General features: G+C 42.6%; 17 protein-coding genes. 11 read left to right on the forward strand and 6 right to left on the reverse strand.

Annotated elements, in window-relative coordinates; all coding sequences use genetic code 11:
• Window positions 1–181 precede the first annotated feature (181 nt).
• From J7I93_RS12310 to lepB, 3 genes are all read left to right on the forward strand, one after another.
• Window positions 182–1,117 carry an LCP family protein gene (locus J7I93_RS12310; RefSeq protein WP_214726160.1) on the forward strand — a complete coding sequence of 312 codons (936 nt, stop codon included), beginning with the start codon at window positions 182–184 and terminating at the stop codon, window positions 1,115–1,117.
• 161 nt (window positions 1,118–1,278) lie between these two features.
• On the forward strand, window positions 1,279–1,899 hold the full coding sequence (locus tag J7I93_RS12315) for a TVP38/TMEM64 family protein (RefSeq protein WP_214726161.1): 621 nt from the start codon (window positions 1,279–1,281) through the stop codon (window positions 1,897–1,899).
• Between the two features lie 31 nt (window positions 1,900–1,930).
• The gene (gene lepB / locus J7I93_RS12320) at window positions 1,931–2,485 is read left to right on the forward strand and encodes a signal peptidase I (RefSeq protein WP_214726162.1); all 555 of its coding nucleotides are present in this window, start codon (window positions 1,931–1,933) and stop codon (window positions 2,483–2,485) included.
• Between the two features lie 119 nt (window positions 2,486–2,604).
• Here lepB and J7I93_RS12325 read toward each other — a convergent pair whose 3' ends face one another.
• Window positions 2,605–2,934: a hypothetical protein gene (locus J7I93_RS12325; protein ID WP_214988102.1), complete on the reverse strand. Its 330-nt coding sequence runs from the start codon at window positions 2,932–2,934 to the stop codon at window positions 2,605–2,607.
• Window positions 2,935–3,147: 213 nt separating this feature from the next.
• Between J7I93_RS12325 and J7I93_RS12330 the strand changes: the two genes are divergently transcribed.
• The 5 genes from J7I93_RS12330 (at window position 3,148) to J7I93_RS12350 (ending at window position 6,797) form a co-directional block, all read left to right on the forward strand.
• A complete protein-coding gene (locus tag J7I93_RS12330; RefSeq protein ID WP_214726163.1) occupies window positions 3,148–3,321 on the forward strand; it encodes an alpha/beta fold hydrolase in 174 nt (57 codons plus the stop codon).
• Window positions 3,311–4,051: a 3-oxoacyl-ACP reductase FabG gene (gene fabG / locus J7I93_RS12335; protein ID WP_214726164.1), complete on the forward strand. Its 741-nt coding sequence runs from the start codon at window positions 3,311–3,313 to the stop codon at window positions 4,049–4,051. The genes J7I93_RS12330 and fabG overlap by 11 nt, the downstream gene beginning before the upstream one ends.
• Window positions 4,052–4,112: 61 nt before the next feature.
• On the forward strand, window positions 4,113–5,291 hold the full coding sequence (locus tag J7I93_RS12340) for a thiolase family protein (protein WP_214726165.1): 1,179 nt from the start codon (window positions 4,113–4,115) through the stop codon (window positions 5,289–5,291).
• Between the two features lie 311 nt (window positions 5,292–5,602).
• Window positions 5,603–5,983 carry a VOC family protein gene (locus J7I93_RS12345; RefSeq protein WP_214726166.1) on the forward strand — a complete coding sequence of 127 codons (381 nt, stop codon included), beginning with the start codon at window positions 5,603–5,605 and terminating at the stop codon, window positions 5,981–5,983.
• Window positions 5,984–6,257: 274 nt separating this feature from the next.
• Window positions 6,258–6,797, forward strand: a complete 540-nt coding sequence (locus J7I93_RS12350) for a GNAT family N-acetyltransferase (RefSeq protein ID WP_214726167.1) — start codon at window positions 6,258–6,260, stop codon at window positions 6,795–6,797.
• Between the two features lie 35 nt (window positions 6,798–6,832).
• Here the strand turns inward: J7I93_RS12350 and J7I93_RS12355 are convergent, their stop codons facing one another.
• Window positions 6,833–7,987 (reverse strand): MFS transporter, encoded by a 1,155-nt coding sequence (locus J7I93_RS12355; protein ID WP_214726168.1) that lies wholly within the window; start codon window positions 7,985–7,987, stop codon window positions 6,833–6,835.
• A 285-nt stretch (window positions 7,988–8,272) separates the two neighbouring features.
• Here J7I93_RS12355 and addB point away from each other — a divergent pair, with 285 nt between their 5' ends.
• The 3 genes from addB (at window position 8,273) to J7I93_RS12370 (ending at window position 16,131) form a co-directional block, all read left to right on the forward strand.
• Window positions 8,273–11,779, forward strand: coding sequence for a helicase-exonuclease AddAB subunit AddB (gene addB / locus J7I93_RS12360; protein ID WP_214726169.1), 3,507 nt, complete (start codon window positions 8,273–8,275; stop codon window positions 11,777–11,779).
• Window positions 11,763–15,518, forward strand: coding sequence for a helicase-exonuclease AddAB subunit AddA (gene addA / locus J7I93_RS12365; protein ID WP_214726234.1), 3,756 nt, complete (start codon window positions 11,763–11,765; stop codon window positions 15,516–15,518). The genes addB and addA overlap by 17 nt, the downstream gene beginning before the upstream one ends.
• A gap of 301 nt (window positions 15,519–15,819) precedes the next feature.
• Complete coding sequence (locus J7I93_RS12370; RefSeq protein WP_214726170.1) at window positions 15,820–16,131, forward strand: HNH endonuclease; 312 nt, start codon at window positions 15,820–15,822, stop codon at window positions 16,129–16,131.
• 44 nt (window positions 16,132–16,175) lie between these two features.
• Here the strand turns inward: J7I93_RS12370 and J7I93_RS12375 are convergent, their stop codons facing one another.
• The 4 genes from J7I93_RS12375 to gerPC are packed head-to-tail and all read right to left on the reverse strand — an operon-like array spanning window position 16,176 to window position 17,618.
• Entirely contained in the window at window positions 16,176–16,394 is a 219-nt protein-coding gene (locus tag J7I93_RS12375; protein ID WP_214726171.1) for a spore germination protein, read from the reverse strand.
• 38 nt (window positions 16,395–16,432) lie between these two features.
• Window positions 16,433–16,825 (reverse strand): spore germination protein GerPE, encoded by a 393-nt coding sequence (locus tag J7I93_RS12380; RefSeq protein ID WP_214726172.1) that lies wholly within the window; start codon window positions 16,823–16,825, stop codon window positions 16,433–16,435.
• A gap of 5 nt (window positions 16,826–16,830) precedes the next feature.
• Window positions 16,831–17,007, reverse strand: coding sequence for a spore gernimation protein GerPD (locus J7I93_RS12385; protein WP_214726173.1), 177 nt, complete (start codon window positions 17,005–17,007; stop codon window positions 16,831–16,833).
• Window positions 17,004–17,618: a spore germination protein GerPC gene (gene gerPC / locus J7I93_RS12390; RefSeq protein ID WP_214726174.1), complete on the reverse strand. Its 615-nt coding sequence runs from the start codon at window positions 17,616–17,618 to the stop codon at window positions 17,004–17,006. Before gerPC ends, J7I93_RS12385 begins: the two co-directional genes overlap by 4 nt.
• Window positions 17,619–17,645: the final 27 nt, after the last annotated feature.

The raw sequence follows: 17,645 nt of genomic DNA on the forward strand, positions 1-17,645 counted from the left end.
GCAAAGAAAGTAATTCATCTGCAAATTATAAGGGTATACAGGATATACCAGTACCGATATCGAAACTTTTTAACAAGAACATCAGTCAAATATATTTGAAGGTCTGTTTAGCATATCTTCAAAGCCCGGCCTGCCAAACCAGCGGGACTATCATTTTGTTTTAAAGAAAGGACTTAATTTTATGAGATCTGAAAGACATGAATATAAAAAGCAGAAAAAGAAGAGGAAATGGAAATCGTTTCTCTTAATTCTGTTTCTGTTGTTTGCAGGGACACTTGCTTATTCTTATTTCCAATTTAAGCAGGGGGTTTCCCAATCAAAAGGTGAAGCAAATATAGAGACAGAAGAATTTGAGTTTAATGGAGAAAAGGATCAGTACGGTGGAACGAATATATTGATATTAGGAAGTGACGCCAGGGGGGAAGAAAAATCGAGGGCAGATACAATTATGGTTGCCCAATATCATCCCGATAAGGGCACATATAAACTTCTTTCCTTTATGAGGGATATGTATGTAGACATCCCGGGCCACGGACAAAATAGGATAAATGCAGCACTGGCATATGGCGGGCCAGAGCTATTAAGGCAAACGCTGAAGGAAAACTTTGATTTAGATACTCAATATTATTCTATTGTGGATTTCGAGGGCTTTGTCCATTTGATTGATGAGGCCTTCCCAAGAGGAGTAGAAATTGACGTTGAAAAAAGAATGTCCGCCAATATTGGAGTTACTCTGGAACCAGGTTTGCAGCGCCTGGATGGCGAGCATCTTCTCGGCTATGTAAGATTCAGGCAGGATGCAGTGGGTGATTTTGGAAGAGTAGAGCGTCAGCAGAAAGTGATGAAGGAAGTTGCCAGCCAGTTTACCAGCTTCCAAACCATTACAAAGCTGCCGAAACTGATAGGGGTTGTAACACCTTTCGTAAATACTAATATGGATACAGGAGATATGCTGTACATTGGGAAAGACTTTATTTCTAAAGATAGCAGGAATGTGGAAACTCTCCGTGTTCCTGTTGATGGCACATTTGAAAATCAGAGGATCAATGGGGCTGCTGTACTGGCGATTAATCTGGAGGAAAACAAAGCAGCTATTCATGAATTTCTCTCAAAATAATAGAAAGAGCCGGGAGTTCGATTTACTCTTTTTTTGCTGATTAGGTGTACAATAAAAGGGTAAGTGGTAAAAATAGAGGAAATTGCCCTTTTTAAAAACGGGGATTTGCGTTATGACTTATAAAAAGCTGCTCGCCGCATATGTACAAGGAGAAATACTAAATGGATTTTGAACTGTTCAAAGACTGGTTTACATTGGAAAACATAATGGATTTAATTCAGGAATATCGCTCTTTTGGCCCCCTCCCAGGCATCCTGCTGCCTATGCTTGAAGCGTTTCTGCCGTTTCTGCCGCTGTTTTTATTTGTTATGGCAAACGCAAGCGCATTCGGCCTCTGGCTTGGTTTCTTGTATTCCTGGATAGGTGCTGTAGCGGGAGCCCTAATCGTTTTCTTGCTAATCCGCAAATACGGACAGAAAAGAATACTGCGGGTTTTGAAAAAGCACCAAAAGGTGCAAAAGCTGATGAGCTGGGTGGAAAAGCATGGATTCGGCCCTTTGTTCATTTTACTTTGCTTTCCGTTTACTCCATCTGCTGTTGTCAATATCGTCGCAGGCCTTTCAAACATCAGCATTGCTCAATATATGCTGGCTGTCCTGACAGGTAAAATGGTTATGATTTTTACAATTAGCTTTGTTGGCTATGACATAAGGTCCTTAGTGACACAGCCAATTCGGTCAGCCATTGTTGCGCTGGTTATTTTTATTCTTTGGTATGTGGGCAAAATCATTGAAATAAAAATGAATATGAGCGTAGAAAAAGATCGCACTCATAAAGAATAGCGATTCTAGAAAGCATTGGGGGAGATGCAGTGTGAAGGAAGAATTGAAAAAAGAAGGGGCAGAATGGATAAAGGCTTTTGCTATCGGCATAATTATCTTTGCTTTTATACGGACTTTTTTCTTCTCCAATTATGTGGTGGAAGGTGAATCCATGATGCCAACACTTCAGGATGGGAATAAGCTAATTGTTAATAAAATTGGCTATCAGGCCAGCGATTTGGATCGTTTTGACGTCATTGTATTTCATCATAATGATAAAGAGGACTTTGTAAAAAGAGTTATTGGGCTCCCAGGAGATAAAATAGAATACCGCAATGATGAACTTTATATCAATGGCAAAAAAGTGGATGAGCCATATTTGGAAAAATACCGGAAAGATGCACTTGGCGGCAGGCTGACAGGCGATTTCACTCTTAGAGAAATGACAGGCGCGGAAGCAGTTCCGGAGGGTAAGCTGTTTGTGATGGGGGATAACCGTCTCGGAAGCTGGGACAGCCGCCACTTTGGGTTTATTTCAGCGGAGCAGGTTGTTGGAAAAGTTAATCTGCGCTACTGGCCGCTTGATGAAATGGACGCTTCTTTTTAAATTAGCTATTAAAATTCATTGTGACTTTGAACGGCAAAAGGACTCGATAAAATTCGAGTCCTTTTTTTATAATGCTTAGATTCTGAAAATAACTAGGACGGTCCTAAAAACAATAATTTTTAGATAACATGCAAATTAGGATTCTCCCTATATTCAGGCTCACAATTAACACAAACATTTTCATCATAATCAGTCATATTGACATCTTCCCGGTTATATTGAATTCCGCACAGGGAGCAGGCAACCATTTCGTTTTCTTCTATTTCCTCTGGTGAGACCGGTATAGGATCATTAATGTTAATCGGTTCAACTGTAATTCCGCGCGTATTGGACATTTCTGTACTTAAATATTCCCTGGCGGATTCTTCGCTCTCCCAAAAGCCCAGATCCCATAACAATTCCTGGGCATCTCCGTTTTGAGTCATTAAGCCATAAACAACTTTCATCATGATTGCTCCTTTCAACTTGCCGTCATTTGTTTTATATTTCTTAGCCTTTTTTAGCGGGTATTAAACCGATTCAAAAAATTACCATAACATGTTCGTGGTGTAACTCATTTGTAACAGCCTTTTTTTATGCTGGGTTCAAAGCTAATTGGCTTTGTTTTGGGGCCGTGTTGATAGGAGCATAATGGGCGTTGTGCGCGGTGTTAGTTCACGGATGTGGTCATTCCTAAACAAATGGCTGAAGAAATAATCGAACACATAGGAGAAAATGCAAGCTTTGTCGAATTAAAAGATTGCGGACATTCGCCGCCGATCGATGATATAGATCAGCTGCTTTGTGTGATGTCGGAATTTTTGAATAATAACGGGGGTGCAATAGATGAGGCTTAAAGGGAAAACAGCCATTATAACCGGAGCCGCCAACGGTATTGGCCTTGCAGCTGCAGAAAGATTTGCCAGTGAAGGAGCTTCGGTAGCTATGGCGGATTATAATGCTGACCTTGGAAAACCAAGAGCACAGGTGCTAAAAGATAAAGGATTTAACGTAGAATTTTTCCAGGTAAATGTGGCAGATAGGCAAAGTATTGACCAAATGGTTGAAGCCGTAAAAGAGACATTTGGAAAAATTGATATTTTAGTAAATAATGCAGGAATTACAAGAGATGGGATGCTATCGAAACTATCTGCTGAAGATTTTCAGGCAGTTTTGGATGTCAACCTTTCTGGTGTATTTCACTGCACTCAAGCAGTCCTTCCGGAAATGGTGGAGCAGGGAGGCGGAAAAATTATCAATACTTCATCTGTTTCCGGAGTCTATGGAAATATTGGACAAACAAACTACGCAGCAGCAAAAGCTGGGGTAGTCGGCATGACTAAGACATGGGCAAAGGAATTGGGGAGAAAAGGAATCAATGTGAATGCAGTTGCTCCTGGATTTATTGCAACCGGTATGACAGCAAAGGTTCCAGAAAAGGTTATCGGGCAAATGAAAGGAATGGTCCCGCTTGGGAGGCTTGGAAATCCTGAAGACATTGCCAGCGCATATTTGTTCCTTGCTTCCGATGAATCAGATTATGTTAATGGAACTGTCCTTCATGTAGATGGCGGAATAATGATGTAACACCCGGTTTCGAGAGGATGCTCGGAACTGTGGCTGAGGATAACAAACGAGGTGAAAAAGGATGAGAAGTGTAGTAATAACATCAGCTGTCAGGACACCAGTCGGAACATTTGGCGGAGCCTTTAAGGATCTTCTTCCGACTGATTTAATTGTTCCGGCTTTAAAAGAAGCAGCGGAGAGAAGCGGATTGCAAAGCAATGAGGTGGATGAGGTCATTTTAGGCCATTGCATTCAGCGCACGGATGAGCCAAATACGGCAAGAACAGCTGCTTTGCTTGCAGGCTTTGATGATACGACAACCGGGTTCACTGTACAAAGACAATGTGCTTCAGGTATGCAGGCGATTATTTCTGCTGCGCTGCAAATTCAGTCGGGCATGTCAGATATCGTCATTGCAGGCGGAGTTGAAGCAATGAGCTCCAGCCCTTATACATTAAAGCAGCATCGCTGGGGAGCCCGCATGCAGCATGGGCAAGTAACAGATACAGTGTGGGAAATTTTGGAGGATCCGATCCATCATATTATGATGGGGGAGACTGCTGAAAACCTGGCAGAAATCCATGGCATCACAAGAGAAGAACAGGATGAAATTGCTTTGCTGAGCCATGAAAGAGCTTTGCATGCAATTGAAAACGGTTATTTTGACTCGCAAATCATTCCAATTAAAGTGAAAAACCGGAAAGGGGAAGTCATTGTTACAAAGGATGAAAACCCTCGCAGTGATTTAACTGCCGATAAACTAAGCGGTTTGAAGCCTGTATTCAGAAAGGGTGGATCCGTTACGGCAGGGAATGCATCCAGCCTAAATGATGGCGGAGCAGCGCTTGTTCTGATGCCTGAAGAGCTGGCGCTGGAAAAAGGCTTAGTGCCACTAGCTAAAATCGTTGGCTTCTCAGTAGCAGGAGTAGATCCAAAAGTCATGGGAAGAGGCCCGGTTCCGGCTGTGAAAAAAGGACTTGCCCACGTAGAATGGTCACTTGAGGATGCAGACTTGATTGAAGTTAATGAAGCTTTTGCTGCACAATACCTCGCAGTTGAAAAAGAACTTGGTTTGAATCGCGACAAAGTCAATGTAAACGGCAGCGGAATCAGCCTGGGTCATCCAATCGGCTGTACTGGTGCCCGCCTTGTCGTTAGCCTTGTCCACGAATTGAAAAGAAGAGGCGGACAAAAAGGGATTGCATCCTTGTGTGTCGGCGGCGGCATGGGTGCTACAGTTTTTGTGGAAACATACGAATAAAGGGTTCCTTCGGGGACTCTTTTCTTTGCGGGCGCTCAAATTTAGTGGCAGGAATTCTCAGAAGGCGGTTCCAATCCGCCCCTGAACTGGAGAAGTTTGGAGAGAAGAGGACCGAAAGAGTTCCAATTGTGGTCGATTATAAGCATTCTTCATCATATTCAGGGGAAAAAGCAGCTGAATCATGCTTGCAGATAGGCAAACCAGCATTTCTTGGGAAAATAAAACGGGATATCCGCGAAATTCGATATTTGGTTCGTAAGAGCCTTTAGCCGGTGAAAAAAGAAACAAAATTTTAAAATAGGAGTGAAATCATGAAAAGCCCTGTAAAAAATCAGGTTGGCGCCATTTTTATCCATGTGAAAGATATGAACAGAGCAATCGATTTCTATTCACAATTGCTCGGACATCCGAAAAAGGAAACTGCTCATGAAGGCATGATTTATGATTTGCCGGTATCAGGCGGATCTGGCATTATTCTCGATGCCAATAAAGGGGTCGTTGCCAAGCAGGATGCAAAGCCGCTTTTCTTTTTCGATACGAATGATATTTACCAATCTTATGACTACGTCAAATCTTTAAATGCAGAAATTTTTAGCGAGATTGAGGAGCATGGGGATATTTCCTTTTTTAATTTCCGGGATAGTGAAGGCAATCTGCTGATGATTTGTGAAGATAAAAGAAAAATCCAATGATAACCGCACCGAAAAAATCCCGCCATACCTTTAGTTTGGCGGGGCTTTTCAGCGTATATTGGTTCATCTTGTATGAAGTAGAGATTGTTGTAGGCGGGAAATTGGCTGGCTGCAGAATAGAGCGGGGCTGAAACCAGATTCTTTAGGGTCGTTTGTCCAAGGATGGTTCCCGCATAACAGAAGCCTTGTCTAATATATTTTAAAAAAACCAATTAATACAGGAAAGAAGGATTCCATCATTTAATGCAGAAATTATTGTTCCGGGGGTGATGGAATGCTCAGCGGAAATATATTATCCGGAAAAGATATAGCATTGGGAGCTTTTAATGAGGAAGATATAAAAAAGATCATCCAGTGGTATACAGATGAAAAAATAATGCGCAACCTGGATGCGCTGCCGGTAAAACCTAAGCAGGAAACAGAAATAAAAAAATGGCTGGACGAATCTTCACAAGATACTTTCAGGTTTGCTATTCGGTTAAAAAATACAAATGAACTTATCGGCTATGCAGAGTTAAACGGTATTCTATGGCCGCACCGAACCGGCTGGATCACCATCGCTATTGCAGCTGAATCTAAATGGGGGAAAGGTTATGGAAAAGAAGCCATGCAATGCCTTATTCGTTATGCTTTCATGGAATTGAATCTCCATAGGCTGCAGCTTACTGTATTTTCATATAATAATAGAGCCGTGTCCCTGTATGAAAGCCTTGGATTCCAAAGGGAAGGCAGATTCAGAGATTTTCTTGAACGTGATGGAAGCAGGCATGATATGTTTTTATACGGGCTGCTTCGGCCAGAATGGAAAGAATAAAAGTAGCGCGCGGTCTCGTCCCGCGCTTTTCTTATTTATTCTGACTGTGGACTAAGATTAATTTCTTTTGATAGGAAATAACCAAGTACCATATTCAAAAGGAAAAAGGCTAGCAGCAGCTGCAGCACATACTCATATTGAAGGACCATCACAACAGGCGAAGCAAGGCTGGCTCCAGTTAAAAGGATAAATGAATAGAGCGAAAGTGCCTTTGCCCGATCAGACCCTGCAATCATGCCAATGAGTGTAATAACTGTTGGTACAAGCAGGGAGATGGAGGCTACAAATAGTATGGAAAAGGCCATTAAAGCGGGTGTACTGCTAAATACAGCCATATTAATAATGCTGCATATGCCCAGTAACAAACCCAGCTTCATGGTTGCGTAAATGCCAATTCGGTCGATTAATTTGCCTGTGAAAAGAGACAGGACTGCCCCGATTAATCCAACCGCTCTTAATATAAATAAATCTTCTCTGGTCCCCTGGAAAAATCTTCCTATCGAATCGTATAAAGCTACAAAAGAAAACAGTAAAGTAAACGTAATGGCGTAACATTTTAACAGGCTGCTGTTTTTTATAAGATTTTTCATAGTCTGAATAACGGAAACTCTTGAATTGGCTGGTGGTGGAGTTGAGGGCAATATTTTGTACGACATAAGAAAGAGTACAAAATAACAAATGGCAAAGAAATAAAAAGCATAACTCCACTGAAAATAAAAAGTGATTGTAGAGCTGATGAGTTGTCCCAGTATACCGGCAATGAGAAATCCTGTATTGATAAATACGAGCAGCAGGGTACGTTTCTTTGGCGGAAAAAGGTCAAAGGAATAGGCAAAAGCAACAGGTGCGAAACTGCCAAGTGTCAACCCCTGAATCGACCTGGAAATATAAAGCGCCTCAACATTTGTTGAAAGCCCCACAGCAAAAGTGGACAATGATGAGGCGAGCAAACCGATAGTGATTATTTTTCGCCTGCCGAAAGTATCAGAAGCAGGGCCAAAGTATAGCAATCCGGCTGCATAAAAAAAGGCAAAAAGACTGCCTCCTCCGACAATATAATTTTCATTCACGTTAAATGTATCAGCTATATCCCCGTAAATAGGAATAAGCGTATAAATATTGCTGGCAACAAAAATGCCTGTTACTGTCAAAATAATGGAGGTTGCCAGCAGAATTGGTTTTGAGACCATTCATATCACCTGCCACCATAACCTATGCAGGATTGCCTGTATATGAAAGTTGTTCATTTCCACATTTTTGAAAGACCCCAATTGAAAAATTGAACAGCTAATATGATAAAATAATTTAAGAGAATATAGACATAAACGTAATGACTGCTAGGCTTTTCGGCAGATGGCTTTGGAAGCCTCACATAATCTGTTAAGTAAGCACCTAAATTTCGATAACTGTATAGCTCCAGCGCCTGACTACTCGAGGTGTCGGGCGCTTCTGCTTTTCTTTTAAGGAGGAAAAACATGACCGTACGTTTATTGATAGGCCGTTCCGGAAGCGGCAAAACGGAGTACTGCCTGAATGAAATCCGCGATGAACTGCGGTTCAGCCCGGATGGCGACCCAATTATCTATTTAGTACCGGAACAGATGACGTTTCTATCAGAATATAAACTAATTACAACACCAGGTTTAAATGGAATGGTTCGAAGCCAGGTGTATTCTTTTACGCGCCTTGCCTGGAGAATTCTTCAGGAAACTGGAGGCATGAGCAGATACCATCTTAATAGTGTTGGCATCAGCATGCTGATCCGCAAAATCATAGAAGATAAAAAAGATGAGCTGAAGCTTTTCCAGCGGGCTGCTGATAAGAATGGATTTATCCAGCAAATTGAACAGATGATGACAGAATTTAAACGTTATTGTGTCAATCCTGATGAGCTGACAGAGCGGCAGAATCAGCTTTCAGCTGGCGGGGAATCGAATAAAGCGCTGCAGGATAAGCTTCATGACCTTGAATTAATTTATAAAAATTTTGAAGAATCCCTTTCCGGTAAATATACAGATTCTGAAGATTATTTCCGTTTGCTTTCGGAAAAAGCCTCGCGATCACAGTATCTAAAAAATGCAGAAGTTTATATAGATGGCTTTTATAGCTTTACACCGCAAGAATATATGATCGTTGAGCAGCTAATGAAGCTGTGCAAAAAGGTAACCATTACACTCACACTTGATCGTCCATTTAAGCAAAGCGCTCCTGATGAACTTCATTTATTCAGGATGTCAGGTGAAAACTATCAAACGATCTTTGAAATGGCTTCTCGGAATGGGCTGGATGTGGAAGAGATCAAGCTTACTGAGCAAAAAAGATGGAATACGCCTTCCCTGAGGCATCTTGAAGCCAATTTTGACAGCAGGCCGGCTGCTGCTTTTTCAGGAGAGTCTGCCATTCATATTGGACAGGCTGTAAATAGAAGAGCCGAAATTGAAGGAATCGCAAGAAAAATAAACCAGCTTATTCGCATTGAAGGATACCGTTACAGAGATATTGCGGTTTTGGCTAGAAACGGACAGGATTATCATGACATGATTGAAACCGTGTTTCACGACTACGATATTCCTTATTTCATTGACCAAAAAAGGACGATGCTGAATCACCCTCTAGTGGAATTAATTCGCTCGACCTTGGAGATCCTCAATGGGAACTGGCGTTATGAACCGATCTTTAGAGCGGTTAAGACTGAGCTCATCTTTCCGTCAAAGTTAGATCCATCCCGTCTGCGCGAGCAGATGGACAGGCTTGAAAATTATGTCCTTGCCTATGGCATCCAAGGGGATAAGTGGACGAGGAAGAGAAGATGGATTTACAGAAGAATTAGGGGACTGGAGTTTGAAGCAGTTGCCCAGACAGATGCAGAAAAGAAAATCGAAGATGAATTAAACGATCTTCGGGAAATGATTACCGGCCCGATTTTAAGGCTAACCCGCCGCCTTAAAAAAGCTGATAATGGCCGTAAATATTGTGAAGCTATGTTTTTATATCTTGAAGAACTTGAAGTCCCATTAAAACTGGAACAATGGAAAACGGCTGAAGAGGAAAAAGGGAACCTTGTTAAGTCAAGGGAACATGGACAGGCTTGGAATGCCATAATGGAGCTTCTGGATCAATATGTAGAAATGCTGGGTCAAGAAGATGTCACTCTAAAGCGGTTTGCTTCTATTCTTGATGCCGGAATGGAGTCACTGCGCTTTACACTTGTTCCGCCTGCTATCGATCAGGTAATGGCAGCAGACTTGGAGAGATCCCGATTAACTGACATTAAAGCGGCTTTTGTCATTGGTCTTAACGAAGGAGTACTCCCTGTCAAATTTTCGGAGGATGGTGTGCTGGCGGATGAAGACAGGGAAAAGCTGCATGCAAATGGCATGAAACTTGCTCCAGGAAGCCGAACTCGCCTTCTGGATGAGGAATTTTTAGCTTATAAAGCCTTTGTCACCCCGTCAGAAAGATTATTTATCAGCTACCCGCTGGCAAATGAAGAAGGCAAAGCGCTCATGCCGTCTCCTTTTATTAAAAGAATGGCAGATTTATTCCCTGAATCCAGGCAGCATGCCTTTATGGCCGACCCGGCAGAATTGCCGGAAGCTGAACAGCTTGAATATGCGGATAACCTTAATACAGCACTTTCTTATCTGACATCACAGCTGCAGCTGAAGAAGCGAAACTATCCGATTTATGATTTGTGGTGGGATGTTTATAATATTTATTTAAAAAATGAGCAATGGAGAAGGCCGGCATTAAAGGTTCTTTCCAGCCTGAATTATGAAAATAATACACAGAAGCTAGATGAGAACATTAGCAAAGAGCTGTATGGTGACCATATACAGGCAAGTGTATCCAGAATGGAATTATTCCACAGCTGCCCGTTTTCCCATTTTGCCCAGCACGGCCTAAGGCTCCGGGAAAGGCAGGTATACCGCCTGGAGGCGCCGGATATTGGAGATTTATTCCATGCTGCATTAAAATATATTGCTGAAACGGTAATGACTCAAAAGCTATCATGGACGGATATGACCAGAGAACAGTGTGAAATTCTCGCAAAAGAAGCAGTCGAAATGCTTGCCCCTAAATTGCAAAATGAGATTCTCTTAAGCTCAAACAGGCATCACTATATTAAGAGAAAGCTTGAACAAATCATCAGCAGAGCATCATTCGTAATCAGCGAGCATGCCAAATCAAGCGGATTCTCTCCAGTAGGGCTTGAACTCGGATTTGGCCCGAAAGGAGAATTGCCTTCGCTCGTTTTCCCGCTTAAAAATGGGTCGAAAATGGAGCTTGTCGGCAGAATTGACAGGGTAGATAAAGCACAGGATGCACATGGAACATTTTTACGGGTTATTGACTATAAGTCGAGTTCCAAAGATTTGAATGTCAGCGAAGTCTACTATGGCATCGCCCTGCAAATGCTTACCTATCTGGATATTATTATTGCCCATTCCAATGCCTTGATCGGTACGGAAGCAGATCCAGCGGGAGTTCTATACTTCCATGTCCATAACCCAATTGTAAGCACATCAAAAATGCTGACATTGGAGGATATAGAGCAAGAACTCTATAAAAAGTTCAAGATGAATGGACTGATGCTGGGGGATGAAAATGTCATCCGGTTAATGGACCAGACGCTGGAAACAGGAGATTCATCGATTATTTCCGCCGGCTTCAAAAAGGACGGGACCATTTCAAAGCGGTCCAAGGTCGCCAATAAGCAGGAGTTTGACTATTTACGGCGTTATGTGAGGAAGATGTATACAAATACCGGCAACCGCATAACAGAAGGAACTGTCGATATTGCCCCTTATAAAATGAAGGAAAAAACGCCTTGTACTTTTTGTGCCTATAAATCAGTTTGTCAATTTGATGAATCGCTTGAAACAAATGATTACAGGCTGTTTGTTCCCAAGCCTAAAGAGGACGTTATAGAAACCATCAAGAAGGAGGTGGAGGAAGATGAAAATGACCATTCCGCCTAAGCCGGAAGACGCAACTTGGACAGATGATCAATGGAAAGCGATTATGGCAAAAGGCCAGGATATCCTGGTTGCAGCAGCAGCAGGATCCGGAAAAACAGCTGTTCTTGTTGAAAGGATCATCAATAAAATTATCGCAGCAGAAGATCCCATCAATGTCGATGAATTGCTGGTTGTAACCTTTACGAATGCATCGGCAGCCGAGATGAGGCACCGGATCGGCGAGGCTCTTGAAAAAGCCATCAATGCGGATCCAACGTCTGTCCACCTCAGAAAACAGGTGAGTTTATTAAATAAAGCTTCCATCTCCACCTTGCACTCATTTTGTTTGGAGATTATCCGGAAATATTATTATATGACTGAAATTGACCCGGGCTTTCGGATCGCTGATGAAACGGAAGCCCAGCTGTTAAGGGATGAAGTTCTCGAGGATCTTTTCGAAGAGGAGTACGGCAAGGAGGGAAATGAGGCTTTCTTCGCTCTTGTAGATACTTTTACGAATGACAGAAGTGATACAGCCCTGCAGGATATTATCCGGGACTTATACGATTTCGCCCGTTCTAATCCTTCTCCAAATCAATATCTCGACTCAATTGTTGAGATGTATAATGTGGATGGAACTGCTAGTCTTGAACAGCTGCCGTTTGTCCGTTCCCTATTGAATGATGTTGATCTGCAGCTGAAGGGAGCCAAGCAGCTGCTTGAGTATTGCCTTGAACTGACCAGGCTGCCGGGCGGACCGGTTCCAAGGGCTGAAAACTTTATCGCAGATTTGCATGTTGTTAATACTCTTATTGAAGCAAAGGAAGATTCATGGTCGACTCTTTATGAAGCCATGCAATCATGGTCATTCGGGAGAGCAAAGACGTGTAAAGGCGATGGCTATGATCCGGTTCTGGTAGAAAAAGCTAAAAAGCTGAGGGATCAAGCAAAGAAAATTATATCTGATCTTCAGGACGAGTTATTTGGACGCCGACCGGAAAGCTTCATTAGGGATATGGTAGAAATGAAGCCCCATATTGAAACGCTTGTTTCTTTAGTTAAGGATTTTTCCGTCCGATTTGGCCAGGTGAAAACGGAAAAGGGCCTTGTTGATTTTGCTGACCTAGAGCATTATTGCCTAGAAATTCTTTCTTTACAAGGTGAAAATAGCCGTCTGCTGCCATCAGTGGCTGCTCTTGCATGCAGAAACCAGTTTAAAGAAGTTCTGGTCGATGAGTATCAAGATACCAACATGGTGCAGGAAGCCATTTTGCAATTAGTAACGGCTGATTCAGAAGAAAACGGAAACCTATTTATGGTAGGGGATGTGAAGCAGTCGATCTATCGTTTCCGCCTGGCAGAACCCAATTTATTTTTGGGCAAGTATACCCGTTTTGACCAAAGCGGAGCAGGAGCAGGGCTCAGGATCGATTTGGCACGGAATTTCAGAAGCCGTAAGGAAGTACTTCATGGCACCAACTATATTTTTAAACAAATAATGGGTGTTGCTGTTGGTGAAATTGAATATGATGAAGCTGCTGAACTGGTAAAAGGAGCTCCTTATTCAGAGAATCAGGGGCATCCAGTAGAACTGGCTATTATCGATTTGGAAGGGAACGAGCAGGATGAAACGCAGCCCGAAGATCTGCAAGATGATTTCGACAGCACGGAGCTGGCGCAATCACAGCTAGAAGCAAGGTATATGGCTGCTAAAATTAAAGAAATTATTGGGGAGCGCAAAGAAGTTTACAATCCGAAAACCCAATCCGGGCGTCCTGCCATGTACCGGGATATCGTGGTCTTGCTTCGATCCATGACATGGGCACCACAAATTATGGAAGAATTCAAGCAGCAAGGTATTCCTGTGTATGCCAATCTTTCAAGCGGTTATTTTGAAGCCACGGAAGTCGCGATTATGATGTCCCTTCTTAAAGTCATCGATAATCCTTACCAGGACATTCCGCTTGCTTCTGTTCTAAGATCTCCAATTTTGGGGTTAACAGAGGAAGAACTAGCTCAAATCCGGATTCATAATAAAAGAGGCTCTTTTTACGAAGCAATGACTTCCTTCTGCCGGATTAAACCAAACCTTGCAACAGGTGAATTGTATGAAAAAGTCCGCCCGTTCTTTGAGCAGCTTAAGGAATGGCGTGTTATGGCACGCCAGGGTTCACTTTCCGAACTAATCTGGCATCTCTACAGAAAGACCCGTTTCTATGATTTCGTTGGCGGCATGCCGGGCGGAAAACAGCGGCAGGCGAATCTTCGCGCTTTATATGACAGGGCCAGACAGTATGAGGCAACTTCCTTCAGGGGATTGTTTCGCTTCCTGAGATTCATTGAGCGGATGCGGGATAGAGGCGATGACCTTGGTGCTGCCCGTGCCTTAGGTGAACAGGAAGACGTTGTGCGACTAATGACCATCCATAGCAGCAAAGGACTGGAATTTCCATTTGTATTCATAGCCGGGCTTGCCCGAAATTTTAATACGATGGATTTGAAAAAGCCATACATGCTGGACAAGGAATTTGGTTTTGCTGCTAAGTATGTGAATGCTGAAAAAAGAATTTCTTATCCATCACTTCCGCAAATAGCTTTTAAACGGAAAAAGAAGATGGAAATGCTTGCGGAGGAAATGCGCGTTTTATATGTTGCCTTAACCCGGGCTAAAGAAAAGCTATACCTGGTTTCCTCTGTAAAAAGTGCTGAAAAGAAACTGAGCCAGTGGCTGCAGACAGCTGAACATAAAGATTGGCTATTAAATGAGTTCGACCGTGCCTCTGCTAACAGCTATTTGGACTGGATCGGTCCATCCCTAGTCAGACATAAAAATTGTGAAACATTGCGAGGAGAAGCGACAGCAGTAAGCCCTCTAGTCTCATCTGATATTCTTGAACATCCTTCATGCTGGGACATTAAGATTATGAAAAGCGGGGACGCAGCCATGTTGTCTTCAGAAAAAGAAGAGAGTGAAGAAGATTTACTTCAATTGGTTTATGAAGGCAAGCAGGTTCCTGCAGAATCGGATTATAAGGAAAAAATACAGGAACAACTCTCATGGCAATATACCTACAAGCAGGCTGCCCAGCATCGCTCGAAACAATCGGTTTCTGAAGTAAAGCGGCAGCGGGAAATATTCTCAGATGAAGATAGCGGCACTGAATTAATCCGTAAAATAAATAAACCGCTGTTAAGCCGGCCTCGTTTTATGCAGGAAAAATCACTTTCGCCAGCAGAACGGGGAACGGCCATGCATGCAGTGATGCAGCATATCGATTTCTGCCAGCCGGCAACAGAAGAATCTGTTTCTGCTAAGATGGATGAGATGGTTCATAACGAGTTGTTGACGGCAGATCAGCGGGAAAGCATCGATTCGCAGCTGATTGTGCAGTTTTTTGAAAGTGAACTTGGACAAAGAATGGTTCAGGCAGCATCAATCAGAAGAGAGATCCCATTCAGTTTATCGTTCCCTGCCCGCGAAATCTATCCAAACTGGCAAGGCGAAGACGAGCCAATTTTAATCCAGGGAATTGTGGACTGTATATTTGAAGATGAACAGGGCTTAGTGCTCCTTGACTATAAAACGGACGGTATTACCGGAAGATTTAAAGGCGGCTTTGCCGAAGCAAAACCAGTACTTGAAAATAGATATAAAGTGCAAATGGACATGTACACAAGAGCACTTGAACTAATTTTAAAAAGGGAAGTCAATGAAAGATACTTATTTTTCTTTGACGGTGCCCATTCTATTAAGTTATAGAAATAGGAAAAACCGGCGGACTATGACACCTGCCGGTTTTTTTGTATAAGGCTGTTTTCGCAAAGTNNAGAGGGAGCGGGAGACCCCGCAGGCGTGAAGCGCCGAGGAGGCTCCCGTTCCTCCCCGCGGGTTCGCTGCGTGACTGGAGCGGAAATCAACGGGCAAGCTTTATAGTCCAAAAACAACAATCTATACGAAAAGAGCCTTGTATAAAGGTGAGGTCACCCCGCACGCACTCATCAGGCATCTCTTTATCCCACAAAAAGTAGGGTATTCTAAAATAAAAAAGGAGGGTTTCCCCATGGGGAAGAAGAGGAAGGAAATCGGAACATGTGAATTGTGTTTACGGGAGGATGTGGAGATAACTGTACATCATTTAACACCTAAAGAAATGGGCGGAACGTTCCTGCCAACCGCAAATTTATGTATCCCCTGCCATAAGCAGATCCATGCTTTATATACAAATGTTGAGCTCGCAGCAAGGCTGAACAAAATCGAGTTATTGTGGCAGGACGATAAAATAGGAAAGTATCTGAAGTGGATCAAAAAACAGCCGTCTTCTAAATTAACGAAATCCAGAAAGTCGAATGAAAGAAAGTTAAAAGGACGATAGCACGCCGGCTATCGTCCAAATCCCTTTCCATGTATTCAAATATATTAGTTATTCCCGACGGTTGGCTGGTCAATCAGGTTGGTATCCAGCACATTGCTGGCATTAAGGCCATTATTAGTTATGATAAATCCGCCGGTGTTCAACGCTCCCTGTCCGGAGGTTGATTTGGAATTGCTTTTTGGGGAAATAAACAGTGAGTCACCAAACTGTACAACTCCTCCTCCGACATTTATGATTTGTACCGGTCCAATTATAGCTGGCATAAAAAACATCCTTTTTAAAATTTTATATAATGTGTGTCTTATGCCCCTCCAGAATAATTGTTGCTTTTTGGATAAAGCTGGCGGAGGTGTTTGACACGAGTCTCCATAGAGATATGTTTACTGCTGCCAATATGGATAATGGAAGATGAAGAAACACCGATGACATCGATGTTTTTCACTTTTATAACTGGGTTTAGCTGTGTTGTCTGGATTGATATTTCTTCTTCAATTGGCAGGAGGGGGATAGGTTCGCTGAATATCGGATAAACAGAATAATTCCCTTCCCGGGCGTTAAAAAACTCTGCTTCCCGCTGTACGGCAATAGCCCTGGAGAAACCCTGGATATAGGAGGAATCTCCAATCTCAAAGATAGAAGAAAATGCAATGGTATCAATGTTAATTTTATCGACCGCTGATGTTCGCTGAAGCATTTTGTTTACTCCGGTGTCAGCGGAACAAAAGGTCCCACGATAAGTGATTCTGCTGGGGTATCAAAAGTAGCGGCAAGCTGGATCGTCTCCGTATCTCCTACCATAAGAACTGAGGAGCTGGATACACCCAGCACCCTGATGGTTCCTACACATACATCTCTGTTATATACTTGGTAATTCATTCTTTTTTCATTCCTTTCATGTTCTCAGGCAAATGGGAGATAAAAGCATGGACCCCGTTTTGAATTTCCTTTTTAAGGCTTTCAATGACTTCAGCATTTTCATTAGAGTCCTGTTGTCCTCTGTTTGAATACTGCTGCTGTTTGATATAAAAATCAATTCTGTTCGGCAGCTGCTTTTTGATGTCCTCTTTGATAAACGCAATATAAGAATCGTCCACAGATACATTTAACTTTTGCTGCACATTTGAAACTACTTCCGGCAGCTCGCTTTCTAAATATTGATAGATGGCATCTTCAATTTCCATCGTTCTTTTCATGTGGTTTTTTGGCGAAACAGGTGCTTTGATGTTTTTGTTATCAACGGCAAAATCTTCAATGTTTTGCAGCTCGGAAGGATTAAGTCCAATGTTTAAAGTTCCTTCAAGAGACTCCACCTTTAGCTGGTCAAATTTATATTCAATTCGGTCAACCTGCATAGGGGGACGGCTTTTAAGAGCCTCAGTTTCTCCCTGAAGCTTTTTGACCGTTGCTTCCAGGCTGCGGATTCTTCTTTCCTGAGCCTCTACGAAAGCGTGCAACTGCTGAAGATAGGTAGAAAATTGCTGGTTCATGCGCACCACCTCGCTTTTAATTTATTA

This window comes from Bacillus sp. ISL-47, from assembly GCF_018613175.1.
GTDB lineage: Bacteria > Bacillota > Bacilli > Bacillales > Cytobacillaceae > Cytobacillus.